Source organism: Sphingomonas ginkgonis (assembly GCF_003970925.1).
GTDB lineage: Bacteria > Pseudomonadota > Alphaproteobacteria > Sphingomonadales > Sphingomonadaceae > Sphingomicrobium > Sphingomicrobium ginkgonis.
The window spans coordinates 1,095,163-1,107,615 of record NZ_RWJF01000001.1 but is presented as its reverse complement, the minus strand read 5'-3'; the positions used below and the strand labels follow the sequence as shown (position 1 = coordinate 1,107,615).

The window sequence follows — 12,453 nt, the reverse complement described above, 5'->3', positions numbered from 1 at the left end:
AAAGTCAAGCTGCGGCGCTACTCCGCGGCATTCTCGTTGGCCGCCAGCGAGGACTGGGTCGCCTTCATCGCGGCCCGCGCGAGCCGCTCGCCGGTCTCGGCCGCGGCGCTGGCGGTCAGCGCGACATGGACATGATCGGGACCGTCGACCAGCACGCGGTCGCCGTCGGCCACCACGTCGCTCGCCCGGTCGTAGGTCTGCGGGAGCTGAATGTCATCCTGTGCCATGCTGCCAGAAATGGCGCGGCCGCCCTCCGGTTCCCGCTCGCCTTCGGCCGCGTTCGACCAGCCGTTAGTCCTGGAGGAGCTGGCGCACGCAGTTCAGCACCTTCTGCATCGGCACCGGCTTCGACAGACGGGGAACGTCGCGGTAGCTCTCCGGCAGCGACCAGCTGTCGTAGCCGGTCAGGAACATGAAGGGTACCGACACCTCCCCGAGCCGGTCGGCGATCGCGTAGGAATGCGCCCCCTCCAGGTTCACGTCGAGCACCGCGGCATCGACCCCGCCCTCGGCCACCAGCGACAGGCCGCGGGCGAGGTCGCTGACCGGACCGACCACTACCGCCTGCTCCCGCGCCAGCACCCAGGCGAGGTCGGAGGCGATGAAATACTCGTCCTCGACGATCAGGATCTTCTTGCCGGCAAGGCTGGCGATCATGGTTCGAAATCCTTCCAGAGCGGGAGTTCATCGGGCGGCAGCGGCACCGAGATGGAGCAGCGGACTGAATCGCGGCCGAAGGTCAGGCTGGTGCGCGCGTCGAGCGCATAGGGCAGCGCCTCGGTGATGAGCTCGCTGCCGAAGCCGCGGCGGCGCGGCTCGGGCTGAAGCTGGCTCAGCCCGTCCTCGCTCCACGACAGGTCGAGCCGGCGCGCGCCCTCGGGCTCGGGGCTCACCTTCCACTCGACCGCGAGCCGCGCCGACGCTTCCTTCAATGCACCATATTTTAGCGCGTTGGTGAGCAGCTCGTGGATCGCCAGTCCCAGCGATTCGGCAATCTTGGGGGCGAGCAGCAGCCGCGGGCCGCCGAGCGATAGCTGTCCCCCCTCGTCCGCGCCGACGCTCTCCAGCTCCTCGCGGATCTGCTGGCCGAGCTCGACCTCGCCGGTGGCGCTCTGGGTCACCACCACCTGGGTACGAGCGAGGCTGTCGAGCCGGCCGCGGAAGCTGTCGGCAATCTCGTCGAGGCCGCCGTCCGCCTCCACCGTCCGGTCGTAGACCGAGCGGACCACCGCCAGGATGTTGCGAACGCGGTGCTGAAGTTCGCCGAGCAGGACCTGCTGGCGCTCCTGCAGCCGGCGGAGGTCGTCGACGTCGGTCGAGGTGCCGAGCCATTCGACGATCCGCCCCTGCTCGTCGCGCACCGGCGTGGCGCGGGTCTGGAACCAGCGATATCGTTTCTCGGCCTGGTGGAGGATGCGATACTCGGCCTGGAACACGCCCAGCCGTCCCGCCTCTGCCCAGATCGCTTGGACGTGCTCGCGATCCTCGGGGCATACCGGGTCGAGCCAGCCCGACCCGTGGCTATCGGCCTCGGGCTGCCCGGTATATTCCGTCCACTGCGGGCTAGCCCAGGTCCAGTTGCCGAGGTCCTTGGCCCGCCACACCAGCTGCGGAACCCCCTCCACCAGGGTCTGCAGCCGACGCTCGCTCGCCGCGCGGCGTTCCTCCGCGCGGGCGCGGATCACGTCGCTCCAGATCCGCTCGGCGACGATCTGGGTCAGCTCGATCTCGTCGGACGTCCAGCTCCGCTCCTGGTGCTGGTGAACGTCGAGCTTCATGACGAAGCGCCCGGCGACGATCAGCGGGACGCTGATCCCGGCGCGGATCCCGATCGCCTCGAACGCCACGAGGTCGGCGCGTCGTCCGCGCCCGCTCCCGACCGAGTCGAAGCTGATCGCATGGCCCCGGCGAAGCTGCTCCAGCTGTAGCACGTCGAAATCGTCGAGGCGGAGGACCGACGGATGTTCCTGCGCGCCCGACGCCAGCCAGCCGGGCGAGATCCGCGCCACGCCTTCCGCCTCGTCGATCTCGCCGAACACCACCCGGGAAGCGCCCACCGCCTCGCCGAGCAGCCGCGATCCTTCGGCGATGACCTCGTCCGCGCTGTTGCTCTGGCGCAGCGGGTCGCCGAGCCGCAGCAGGAGCGCCTGCCGCTCCTTGCTTCGACGCAGCAGCAGTTCGGCCTTCTTGCGGACGCTGATGTCCTCGAGGATGAGGTTGACGCGGTTGCCGCCCGCGGGCGTCGCGGTGACCGCCAGCCAGCGGTCCGTGCGGCGAATATGGATCTGGTCGTGCAGCGACTCGCCGCTGTCGAGCACCTGCTGAAAGAACTGGCCCGAGCTGCCGAGTTCCGGAAGCGACAGGATGTCGCGGATCCGCCGCCCCGCGGCTTCCGACGGATCGAGCTCGATGCTCCGCCGCATCGCGGGATTGATCTCCAGCAGGGTCCAGTCGACCACCCGCCCGGCCGCGTTGCGGACCACCTCGACCAGCCCGACGCCGACCGGGACCGTCTCGAACAGGTTGCGGTAACGTTCCTCGCTGTCGCGAACCGCCTGTTCCAGCCGCTTGCCGCGCAGCGCCTGGAGGATCGTCGGCGCCAGCGCCAGCGCCGAGGCCCGCTCGCCGTCGCCGAAACCCCCGCTGCGATTGCCGAGGCCGAGCACTCCGATCGTGCGGCCGCCCTCGCGGATCGGGATCCCCATGAAATGGTCGATCGGCGGCTGTGCAAGCTCGTTGCGGATGATGCCCCGGTCCGACTCAGCCGCCTCGGCGACCAGCGGGTCGACGCCGAACAGGGCCGCACTGCGCCCGATCCCGTCCACCGCCGGGTGTCGCGGCATCCGCTCGCTGGTGGCGAGCCGACGCGGCTGGTCCGCGGTGGCCGACTCGTCGAGAAAGCTCAGTGTCGCGCCGGTGACCTCCTCGGCGACGGTCAGGCAACGGGTCGCCAGCTGCTCGGCCGAGCCGGCCACCAGCGCCTCGCGGAAGATCCGGTTGACGCCGGCGAGCACCAGGTTCTGCGACTCGAGGTCACCGTCCGTACGCGCACTGAGGACTGGAACATCGACGCCGGGTCCTTTCCAAACCGCTTCTAGTCGGCTTTCGCTTAGAAACCGTGCAATGATCTAAGTTAGGAACTCGCCGGAACCTGCTGAATTTCTTTGTTTGGCTGTTCCGGCTGGATCCGTTGGCCGACCCGAAACAAGTGGGACGCCCCTCCGACCGCTCCCGTTCACCGGACCGAACGCGGCCTTCCGCCGCGAGGAACGACCAGCATATCCACCAATCCAAACTCGTCCTCGTTTGCCGTCGTCACCGGCGGGTCCAACGGGATCGGTCTCGAGCTTGCCCGCACCGTCCTCGAGAACGGCTTCGACGTGCTGATCGCGGCGGAAGACGAGGGTCACCTCGCACAGGCCAAGGCCGATCTCGCTCGCGGTGGCGGGTGGGTCGAGACGTTCGCGTCCGACCTGTCGACCGAGCAAGGAGTCGACGCGCTGTGCGAGGCGATCGGCCCGGGCGGGGTTCACGCGGTCCGGCGTGGAAGCATGCCGGGCCTGGAGGCGATCCGCCCTGCGAGCACGCGCGAGACGCGATGGGCGGGCCACTCGATCAGCCGGTAGAGCAGGAAGGTGGCGAGGCCGATGGCGAGGAGCTGGGCGGCCCACCACAGGAGCGGCGGAACGCTCGCCGCGAACGGTGCGAAGGCGGTGATCGGGAATTTGTGGACGAGGTAAATGGAATAGCCCGCTACCCCGAGCCGCTCGAGCAGGGGCACCGGGCCGACCTCGGCGGCGTGCTGCGCCTCCCGCGCGATCCAGAACAGGCAGAAGATCGCGAACAGCGGCATGGTCCAGGTATAGCCGATCGCCAGCCGCCCTGCGTGGGTCGCGAGGATCGTCGCCGCGTAGCAGACGAGCAGCGCCCCGACCCGGAAGGCCCAGACGTTGATCCGCTCAACCCGCTGCTGGATGGCGCCGAGCTTTTCCGCCAGCACCACGCCGGCCAGCCATAACGGCGCGTTGAACAGCCAGCTGAGCCGCGTTCCGAACTCCCACAGATAGATGGACGCGGGGCTGGTCATCAGCAGGAGGAAGGAGACGGTCAGCGCGCCGAGCATGACCCGGACCGCGCCGACAAGGCGGATCAGCGGGAAGAACAGCGGGTAGAGGAGATAGTAGACGAGCTCGCAGTAGACCGACCAGAGAACGTCATCGAGCGCCCGGACATAGGCCGGCCCGCAGGCGCGGGCGAGCAGCAGAACGAACAGCAAGGGCACGCCGATGCGGACGAGCCGGCGGGTGACGAACGGCGCATAGTCGATCCGCGTCCTGCCCAGGTTGGCGCGGTGGATGCAGAGGCCGGAGATGACGAAGAAGATGGTGACCGCGGCGGTGCCGTTGAAGGTCGTGTTCCCGAGCAGCAGGGCGACCTTGCCGGTCGTGGTATCCGGGTCGACCAGGCCCGCGACGGGGAAGCGCGCCCCGTGTGAAAAGGCGACCCACAAGGCGGTGATGAAGCGGAGCGTATCGATGCCCTTGAGCATCCGGTCCGGGCTGGTCGCATGATCTTCCGCCGCCAGTTGAAGATCGCCCGCCATATACTCCTTCCAACACGCATGGGCTTCAAGCCGACAGTGAGGCGCCCCGCGTACCAGAATACCCGGCTCATCGCCAACCGGGCCGCGCCGGCCCGGGGCGCCGGACTGCCATCCGCGGGTTAAGGAAACGAAAAAGGCCGCCCCTCGCGGGACGACCCTTTCGCGTCAGGTGAGGATCAGCAACCTCAGCCGAGCATCTCCTGCTCGAGCTTCTTGGCCATTTCCTCGATGTTCTCCGGCGGCCAGCCGGGGATGTCCATGCCGAGGCGAAGGCCCATGCTCGCGAGCACTTCCTTGATCTCGTTCAGCGACTTGCGGCCGAAGTTCGGAGTGCGGAGCATCTCCGCCTCGGTCTTCTGGACGAGGTCGCCGATGTAGATGATGTTGTCGTTCTTGAGGCAGTTGGCGCTGCGCACCGACAGCTCCAGCTCGTCGACCTTCTTGAGCAGGTAACGGTTGAGCTGGTTGGTGTCGGTCTGCGGCTCGACCGGCGCGGCGGCCGTCGCCACCCCGATCATCGCCGGCGCCGAGGTGCGGACGCTGGTGTCGTCGAAGTGGACGAACAGCGCCAGCTGGTCCTGGAGGATGCGCGCGGCATAGCCGATCGCGTCCTCCGGCGTGACGGTGCCGTCGGTCTCGATGGTCAGCGTGAGCTTGTCATAGTCCAGCTCCTGGCCGACGCGAGTGTTCTCCACCTTGTAGGCGACCTGGCGCACCGGGCTGTACAGCGCGTCGACCGGGATCAGCCCGATCGGGGCGTCCGCCGGGCGGTTGGCCGAAGCCGGGACATAGCCCTTCCCGATGTCGGCGGTCAGCTCCATGTTGAGCGTCGCGCCCTGGTCGAGGTGGCAGAGCACCAGCTCGGGGTTGGTGACCTCGATGTCGCCCGAGGTCTGGATCTGCCCCGCGGTGACCTCGCCCGGGCCGGTGGCGGTGAGGTGGAGCCGCTTCGGGCCCTCGCCTTCCATCCGGAGCGCGACCTGCTTGACGTTGAGGATGATGTCGGTGACGTCCTCGCGGACGCCGGCGAGCGACGAGAACTCGTGCAGCACGCCCTCGATCTTGATCGCGGTGACGGCGGCGCCCTGCAGGCTCGAGAGGAGCACGCGGCGCAGCGAGTTGCCGAGCGTCATGCCGAAGCCGCGCTCGAGCGGCTCGGCGACGAACACGGCCTTGCGGCGGCTGTCGCCACCGGCCTTGCGCTCGAGGCTGTTCGGCTTCTTGAGTTCCTGCCAGTTCTTTGCGTTGACGGCCATGAATGCTTCCTTGGCAGTGGGGCGGCGGCGTCCCGCGGCCCCGGATTTATCGTTATCCAGTCACGTTCCCGGCCGGAGTCGGGCCCCGGCCGCGAGCGTCAGACGCGGCGGCGCTTGGACGGGCGGACGCCGTTGTGCGGGATCGGGGTCACGTCGCGGATCGAGGTGATGGTGAAGCCCACCGCCTGCAAGGCGCGGAGCGCGCTCTCGCGACCCGAACCCGGGCCCTTGACCTCGACCTCGAGGGTGCGGACGCCGTGGTCGGCGGCCTTGCGGCCGGCATCCTCGGCGGCGACCTGGGCGGCATAGGGAGTCGACTTGCGGCTGCCCTTGAAGCCCATCATGCCGGCCGAGCTCCATGCGATGGCGTTGCCCTGGGCGTCGGTGATGGTGATCATCGTGTTGTTGAAGCTGGCGTTCACATGCGCGACGCCGGCGGTGATGTTCTTGCGCTCGCGGCGGCGAAGGCGCTGGGGCTCACGGGCCATGTTCTACATCCTTGGTATTCGGTGGTGCTCGCGGCGGCGAGGCTCGTGGAGAGCTGCCTCCGGCGGAGTAACTGCAGCGCGACCATCCCCCGGATGGCCGCTGTGTCAGTTACTTCTTCTTGCCAGCGATCGGCTTGGCCTTGCCCTTGCGGGTGCGCGCATTGGTGTGCGTGCGCTGGCCGCGGACCGGGAGACCCCGGCGATGGCGAAGCCCGCGGTAGCAGGCGAGGTCCATCAGCCGCTTGATGTTCATCGCCGTCTCGCGGCGAAGGTCGCCCTCGACGGTATGCTCGCGGTCGATGGTCTCGCGGATCTGCACGACCTCCTGGTCGGTCAGATCCTGCACCCGACGCTCCGGCGTGATCGCCAGCTGGTCGATGATCCGGCGGGCCGTCGTCCGCCCGATGCCATGGATGTAGGTCAGCGCGATCTCGACGCGCTTGTTCGACGGAATATTCACCCCGGCGATACGTGCCATTCTCAGTCCTTCTTTCAGCTCCACAGGGCGGTCGTCGCCCCATCTCGTCGCATGTCCCGCACCAAAGGAAAAACGGCGCGCGCACAAGTGCGCCGCCGGAAGCCGGAGGAACGGGATGGCGGCCAGATACGGTCGGGGCCCCGGTTCGTCAAGCGCTTGCCCGCGATTTGCGGACCGGCGCACGGGGCCTTAGACGGCGGGCACGATGGAGAGACTGAGCCTCGCCGAGCCCCTTCCCGACGCCCTGCGCGGCGCCGTCGTCGCCCTCGGCAACTTCGACGGCTTCCACCTCGGGCACCAGGCGGTGGTCGGCCGCGCGGTCGCGCGCGCGTTCCACGAGGGCCGGCCGGCGATCGTCGCCACCTTCGACCCCCACCCGGTCCGCCACTTCCGCCCCGACAGGCCGCCCTTCAAGCTGACCAGCCTCGACCAGCGCCAGCGCCTGTTCGCCGGGGCGGGCGCCGATGCGATGCTGGTGCTCGGGTTCGACGGCGAGCTGGCGGCGACCAGCGCCGACCGCTTCGTCGCCGAGATCCTCGCCGGACGGCTCGGCGCCGCCGCGGTGGTCACCGGCGAGGACTTCACCTTCGGCAAGGGCCGCGGCGGCAGCGCCGAGAGCCTGGCCGCGCTCGGCCGCCAGCACGGGATCGCCGCCGAGGCGGTCCACGCGGTCATGCTCGAGCAGCAGCCGATCTCCTCGAGCCGGATCCGCCAGGCGCTGGTCGACGGCGACCCGGGCACCGCCACGCACCTTCTCTCCCGCCCTTTCGCACTGGAAGGCGTGGTACAGCCGGGCGACCAGCGCGGCCGGGTGCTCGGATATCCGACCGCCAACACGCTGCTCGGCGACTATCAGCGGCCGGCCTATGGCATCTACGCGGTGCGCGTCCGCCTCGCCGACGGGAGCGAGCATGCGGGGGTCGCAAATCTCGGCATCCGCCCGAGCTTCGAGCCGCCGGTCGAGCTGCTCGAGACCTTCCTGTTCGATTTCTCCGGCGACCTATACGGCCAGCGGATCGAAGTGGCGCTCCACCATTTCCTCCGCCCCGAGGCGCGCTTCACCGACATGGAGTCGCTGATGGCGCAGATGAAGCGCGACGAGCGGCAGGCGCGCGCGCTGCTCGGCTAAAGCCGGCCCGCGGCGGCCGCCGGAGCGAACCGCGGCACAACGCATTTTGCAATCGCCGCCCGTGCCGCTAGAGCCGCGCGCGATGGCCGACGCCCCTTCCAGCAAGCCCGACGCTTCCGCAAAGCAAGATTGGCGGAGCACCGTCTTCCTGCCCCAGACCGCCTTCCCGATGAAGGCGGGCCTGCCGCAGAAGGAGCCGGGGATCCTCGCCCGCTGGCAAGAGCAGGACCTCTACCGCCAGCTGCGCAATGCGCGTGCGGGGCGGGAGAAGTTCATCCTCCACGACGGGCCGCCCTACGCCAACGGCGACATGCACATCGGCCATGCGCTCAACCATATCCTCAAGGACATGGTGGTCCGCACCCAGAGCCTGCTCGGCAAGAACGCGCCCTATGTGCCCGGCTGGGACTGCCACGGGCTGCCGATCGAGTGGAAGGTCGAGGAGCAGTATCGCAAGCAGAAGAAGAACAAGGACGAGGTCGACCCCGCCGAATTCCGCGCCGAGTGCCGCGCCTACGCCCAGCACTGGGTCGACACCCAGCGCGAGCAGCTGAAGCGGCTCGGGATCAACGGCGACTGGGACCATCCCTATCTGACGATGGACTATCAGGCGGAGGCGACGATCGTCGCCGAGCTGATGAAGTTCGCGGAAAGCGGCCAGGTCTATCGCGGCGCCAAGCCGGTGATGTGGTCACCCGTAGAGAAGACCGCGCTGGCCGAGGCCGAGATCGAGTATGAGGACATCACGTCGACGCAGGTCGACGTGGCGTTCGAGATCGTCGAGAGCCCGATCCCCGAGCTGGTGGGCGCCCATGCGGTGATCTGGACGACGACGCCGTGGACGATCCCGGTCAACCAGGCGATCGCTTATGGGCCTCACGTGGACTACTCTCTTATTGGAGTTGGAGACCGGCGCTACCTCGTTGCAAACAAGCTGATTGGTGAGTTTGCGAAGAGGGCCTCGTTCGAGCGGGTCGATACTGAGAGGCAGGTCGACCCTCGCGATCTCGCCAGCACTATCGCCCGCCACCCGATGCATCACCTCGGCGGCTTCTTTGCCCGCCCCCGCCCCTTCCTCCCCGGCGACTTCGTCACCACCGACAGCGGGACCGGGCTCGTCCACATGGCGCCCGACCATGGAGAGGACGACTTCGACCTGTGCAAGGCGAACGGCATCGACCCGGTCTTCGCGGTCGAGGGCGACGGCAAATATCGCGCCGACTGGGGCTGGCTCCCCGGCCAGGGCAGCGTCATCAACCCCAAGTTCAACGCGCCCGACGGACCGATCTGCGCCGACCTGCGCGAGGCCGGAGCGCTGCTTGCCGCCAGCGCCGACTACCGCCACAGCTACCCGCACTCGTGGCGCTCCAAGGCCAAGGTCATTTATCGCTGCACCCCGCAGTGGTTCATCGCCATGGACCAGCCGCTCGACCGTCTCCCCGCGCTCACGCGACCGGAGCAGCGGTGGGAGGACGAGGGCGGCGACAGCCGGATCGACGACCAGGCCAGCGCCGGTTCCCCGACGCTGCGCGAACTGGCGCTGAAGGCGATCAGCAAGACCCGCTTCGTGCCCGAGAAGGGCCGCAACCGGATCGGGTCGATGGTCGAGGGGCGGCCCGACTGGGTGATCTCGCGGCAGCGGGCGTGGGGTGTGCCGATCACCCTGTTCGTCGAGCGCAAGACCGGCAAGCTGCTGGTCGACCCGCAAGTGAACGCCCGGATCGTCGCCGCGATCGCGGAGAAGGGCGTCGACGGCTGGAGCGAGGACGGCGCCCCCGCGCGCTTCCTCGGCGAGGGCCGCAACCCCGACGACTACGAGCAGGTCAGCGACATCCTCGACGTCTGGTTCGACAGCGGCTGCACCCATGCCTTCGTGCTGGAGAGCGGTCGCTGGCCCGAGCTGCGCTGGCCCGCCGACCTCTACCTCGAAGGCTCCGACCAGCACCGCGGCTGGTTCCAGTCCTCGCTGCTGGAGAGCTGCGGCACGCGCGGCCGCGCGCCCTACGACGCCGTGCTGACCCACGGCTTCACCATGGACGCCAAGGGCATGAAGATGTCCAAGTCGCTCGGCAACACGATCAACCCGCTCGACCTGATGCGCGATAGCGGCGCCGACATTCTTCGCCTGTGGGCCTTGAGCGTCGACTTCACCGAGGACCATCGCATCGGCAAGGAGATCCTCGCCGGCGTCTCGGACCAGTATCGCAAGCTCCGCAACACCTTCCGCTACCTGCTCGGCGCGCTGGAGGGGTTCTCGGAGGAGGAACGGGTAGACGACGCGTCGGAGATGCCCGAGCTCGAGCGCTACATGCTGGCGCTGCTCGGCCGCCTCGACGAGCGGCTGCGCGCCGCGGTCGATGGCTTCGACTTCAACGACTATACCCGGGCGCTGACCGACTTCTGCAACGAGGACCTGTCGGCCTTCTTCTTCGATATCCGCAAGGACAGCCTCTACTGCGACGCCGCCGCCGATCCCAAGCGGCGGGCGTACCGGACGGTGCTCGACACGCTGTTTCAGGCGCTGGTCCGCTGGGCCGCGCCGGTGCTGGTGTTCACCGCCGAGGAAGTCTGGGGGACGCGCTACCCGGACGCGGGCAGCGTTCACCTGCTCGAATGGCCCGAGATCGGCGACTGGGCCGATGCGCGCCTGGTCGACATCTGGACCGGCTACCGGGCGCTGCGCGAGCAGGTCACCGCCGAGATCGAGCCGATGCGCCGCGACAAGACCGTCGGCTCCAGCCTCGAGGTGCGGGTCGCGCTGGGCTTCCCCGATGCGGCCGACCGGCCCATGCTGAGCGCCGAGGAGCTCGCCGAATTGTTCATCGTTTCCGAAGTGGTGCTCGACACCGGAACGGTGGTCCACGGCCCGGCCGTGGTCGCCGGCCGAACCGCCAACCACAAGTGTGGCCGCTGCTGGCGGCACCTAACCGAGGTCGCCGAGGACGGCGACCTGTGCGCGCGCTGCGAGGAGGTGGTGAATGGCTGACCGCCGCGTCGCGCTGCTGACCGCCGGGCTGGTGTTCGCCCTCGACCAGCTGGTCAAATGGCTGATGTGGGGCCCGCTCCGGCTGAACGAGGTCGGGCAGATCGTGCTCACCGGTTTCTTCAACCTGAGCTGGGTCGAGAACCGCGGGATCAGCCTCGGCCTGTTCAACGCCGACAGCCCGGCCGGACGCTGGGCGCTGGTGCTCGTCACCGCCGCGATCGCGGTCGCCGTGCTGGTGTGGATCTTCAAGGAACCCAAGCACGGCGATAGGCTCGCCCTGGGGCTCGTGCTGGGCGGGGCGCTCGGCAACATTCTCGATCGCGTGCGGATCGGCTATGTTGTCGACTTCGCCGACCTACACTTCGGCACGTGGCGTCCCTTTTTGGTCTTCAATGTCGCCGACGCAGCGATTAGCATCGGGGCAGCGACCTTGTTCATCCGCGCCTTCCTGTTCAACAAGGAAGAGCGCAAGGAGACGGAGACTCATGCGTAAGACACTGACCCTCGTGGCGATGGCAGCCCTGCTTCCGGCGGCCGGCTGCGCCTCGCGCGGCAAGGCGCTCGACGAGTTCGCCGTCGCCCGCAACGCCCCGCTGGTGATCCCGCCCGACTACAGCCTGACCCCGCCGCAGGCCGGCACCGCCACCCTCGCCCCCGAGGCTGTCCAGGGCCAGGCTATCGAGGCGCTGTTCGGCGGGCCTGCCCCGCGCAGCCAGAGCGAGAGCAGCATGCTCGAGAAGGCCGGGGCGGAGCGCGCCTCGCTCGGCGTCCGCTCCACCGTCGGCGACCCCGCGACGCAGATCGTCGACAAGGGCGCCACCACCCAGACCATCCTGGCGGCCGCCGAGACGAACGGCCAGGACGCGAGCGCGTCGGTTCCCTGATGGCCACCGAGACCCTCTCCGCCCGGCTGGTCGAGGTCGAAGCGCTGCTCGACCGTTCGCGCCGCCGCTTCGAGGAAGGCGCGCGGCTGGTCGAGGAGGCGCACCGCGCGCTTGCCGAGCTGCAGCAGCAGGTGATGGGATCGCCCGTGGCGGTCAGCCCGCGCGAGGGCGAGGAAGCCGCGTCGCGGATGCTGACGGCGATCAAGGAGGGCGGCGGCGAGATCCCGCCGACGCTGTGCGGCGGGCGGCTGGCGGTCGACCAGATGCAGCGGCTGATCCGCATCGACGGCCACCCGATCGCCATCACCGAGATGGAGTATCGGGTGCTCGAGCTGCTGGCCTTCGCCCGCAACAACGTCGTCACCCGGACGATGCTGCTGAAGCATCTCTATCGCCGCGCCGACGACCAGCCGCAGCCCAAGATCATCGACGTGTTCATCTCCAAGCTGCGCAAGAAGCTGCGGATGGCCAGCGGCGGGGCCGAGTTCATCGAGACGATCCCGCAGCGCGGCTGGATCCTGCGCGACCTGGAGAACAGCGAGGCGGCCTGATCCGCCTCGCGCCTCGCCTCGCCAGCGGTGGGACGAGCGCGGTTCCCGCCGAAGCGGAGGCCATTTTCACGCTTCGTT

General features: G+C 68.8%; 13 protein-coding genes. 6 read left to right on the top strand and 7 right to left on the bottom strand.

Annotation, left to right across the window (positions count from 1 at the left end; genetic code table 11):
* Window positions 1-17: 17 nt before the first annotated feature.
* From HMF7854_RS05355 to HMF7854_RS05345, 3 genes are all read right to left on the bottom strand, one after another.
* Window positions 18-227, bottom strand: a complete 210-nt coding sequence (locus HMF7854_RS05355; protein WP_239016848.1) for a hypothetical protein — start codon at window positions 225-227, stop codon at window positions 18-20.
* Between the two features lie 64 nt (window positions 228-291).
* Window positions 292-657, bottom strand: coding sequence for a response regulator (locus HMF7854_RS05350; protein WP_126718147.1), 366 nt, complete (start codon window positions 655-657; stop codon window positions 292-294).
* Window positions 654-3,014 carry a PAS domain-containing protein gene (locus tag HMF7854_RS05345; protein WP_126718146.1) on the bottom strand — a complete coding sequence of 787 codons (2,361 nt, stop codon included), beginning with the start codon at window positions 3,012-3,014 and terminating at the stop codon, window positions 654-656. Before HMF7854_RS05345 ends, HMF7854_RS05350 begins: the two co-directional genes overlap by 4 nt.
* A gap of 150 nt (window positions 3,015-3,164) precedes the next feature.
* Between HMF7854_RS05345 and HMF7854_RS05340 the strand changes: the two genes are divergently transcribed.
* Complete coding sequence (locus HMF7854_RS05340; RefSeq protein WP_221766412.1) at window positions 3,165-3,626, top strand: SDR family NAD(P)-dependent oxidoreductase; 462 nt, start codon at window positions 3,165-3,167, stop codon at window positions 3,624-3,626.
* On the opposite strand, the gene HMF7854_RS05335 is transcribed toward HMF7854_RS05340, so the two are convergent.
* The 4 genes from HMF7854_RS05335 to rpsM all read right to left on the bottom strand — a co-directional run bounded on the left by HMF7854_RS05335 (window position 3,530) and on the right by rpsM (window position 6,825).
* The gene (locus HMF7854_RS05335) at window positions 3,530-4,603 is read right to left on the bottom strand and encodes an acyltransferase family protein (RefSeq protein ID WP_126718145.1); all 1,074 of its coding nucleotides are present in this window, start codon (window positions 4,601-4,603) and stop codon (window positions 3,530-3,532) included. The two genes, HMF7854_RS05340 and HMF7854_RS05335, sit on opposite strands and share 97 nt — an antisense overlap.
* Window positions 4,604-4,788: 185 nt before the next feature.
* A complete protein-coding gene (locus tag HMF7854_RS05330; RefSeq protein WP_126718144.1) occupies window positions 4,789-5,859 on the bottom strand; it encodes a DNA-directed RNA polymerase subunit alpha in 1,071 nt (356 codons plus the stop codon).
* Between the two features lie 98 nt (window positions 5,860-5,957).
* Window positions 5,958-6,347 (bottom strand): 30S ribosomal protein S11, encoded by a 390-nt coding sequence (gene rpsK, locus HMF7854_RS05325; protein WP_126718143.1) that lies wholly within the window; start codon window positions 6,345-6,347, stop codon window positions 5,958-5,960.
* A 109-nt stretch (window positions 6,348-6,456) separates the two neighbouring features.
* Window positions 6,457-6,825: a 30S ribosomal protein S13 gene (gene rpsM / locus HMF7854_RS05320; protein ID WP_126718142.1), complete on the bottom strand. Its 369-nt coding sequence runs from the start codon at window positions 6,823-6,825 to the stop codon at window positions 6,457-6,459.
* Window positions 6,826-7,030: 205 nt separating this feature from the next.
* Between rpsM and HMF7854_RS05315 the strand changes: the two genes are divergently transcribed.
* From HMF7854_RS05315 to HMF7854_RS05295, 5 genes are all read left to right on the top strand, one after another.
* Complete coding sequence (locus tag HMF7854_RS05315; protein WP_126718141.1) at window positions 7,031-7,954, top strand: bifunctional riboflavin kinase/FAD synthetase; 924 nt, start codon at window positions 7,031-7,033, stop codon at window positions 7,952-7,954.
* Window positions 7,955-8,036: 82 nt separating this feature from the next.
* A complete protein-coding gene (ileS, locus tag HMF7854_RS05310; RefSeq protein WP_126718140.1) occupies window positions 8,037-10,940 on the top strand; it encodes an isoleucine--tRNA ligase in 2,904 nt (967 codons plus the stop codon).
* On the top strand, window positions 10,933-11,433 hold the full coding sequence (lspA, locus tag HMF7854_RS05305; RefSeq protein WP_126718139.1) for a signal peptidase II: 501 nt from the start codon (window positions 10,933-10,935) through the stop codon (window positions 11,431-11,433). Before ileS ends, lspA begins: the two co-directional genes overlap by 8 nt.
* Window positions 11,426-11,824 carry a DUF3035 domain-containing protein gene (locus HMF7854_RS05300; RefSeq protein ID WP_126718138.1) on the top strand — a complete coding sequence of 133 codons (399 nt, stop codon included), beginning with the start codon at window positions 11,426-11,428 and terminating at the stop codon, window positions 11,822-11,824. Before lspA ends, HMF7854_RS05300 begins: the two co-directional genes overlap by 8 nt.
* Window positions 11,824-12,375, top strand: coding sequence for a winged helix-turn-helix domain-containing protein (locus tag HMF7854_RS05295; RefSeq protein WP_126718137.1), 552 nt, complete (start codon window positions 11,824-11,826; stop codon window positions 12,373-12,375). The genes HMF7854_RS05300 and HMF7854_RS05295 overlap by 1 nt, the downstream gene beginning before the upstream one ends.
* Window positions 12,376-12,453 lie beyond the last annotated feature (78 nt).

Coding starts and splice junctions, on each gene's coding strand:
- ileS (WP_126718140.1), top strand. CDS start 8,037: ATGGCCGACGCCCCTTCCAGCAAGCCCGACGCTTCCGCAAAGCAAGAT.
- HMF7854_RS05355 (WP_239016848.1), bottom strand. CDS start 227: ATGGCACAGGATGACATTCAGCTCCCGCAGACCTACGACCGGGCGAGC.
- rpsM (WP_126718142.1), bottom strand. CDS start 6,825: ATGGCACGTATCGCCGGGGTGAATATTCCGTCGAACAAGCGCGTCGAG.
- HMF7854_RS05335 (WP_126718145.1), bottom strand. CDS start 4,603: ATGGCGGGCGATCTTCAACTGGCGGCGGAAGATCATGCGACCAGCCCG.
- HMF7854_RS05295 (WP_126718137.1), top strand. CDS start 11,824: ATGGCCACCGAGACCCTCTCCGCCCGGCTGGTCGAGGTCGAAGCGCTG.
- HMF7854_RS05300 (WP_126718138.1), top strand. CDS start 11,426: ATGCGTAAGACACTGACCCTCGTGGCGATGGCAGCCCTGCTTCCGGCG.
- rpsK (WP_126718143.1), bottom strand. CDS start 6,347: ATGGCCCGTGAGCCCCAGCGCCTTCGCCGCCGCGAGCGCAAGAACATC.
- HMF7854_RS05330 (WP_126718144.1), bottom strand. CDS start 5,859: ATGGCCGTCAACGCAAAGAACTGGCAGGAACTCAAGAAGCCGAACAGC.
- lspA (WP_126718139.1), top strand. CDS start 10,933: ATGGCTGACCGCCGCGTCGCGCTGCTGACCGCCGGGCTGGTGTTCGCC.
- HMF7854_RS05315 (WP_126718141.1), top strand. CDS start 7,031: ATGGAGAGACTGAGCCTCGCCGAGCCCCTTCCCGACGCCCTGCGCGGC.
- HMF7854_RS05350 (WP_126718147.1), bottom strand. CDS start 657: ATGATCGCCAGCCTTGCCGGCAAGAAGATCCTGATCGTCGAGGACGAG.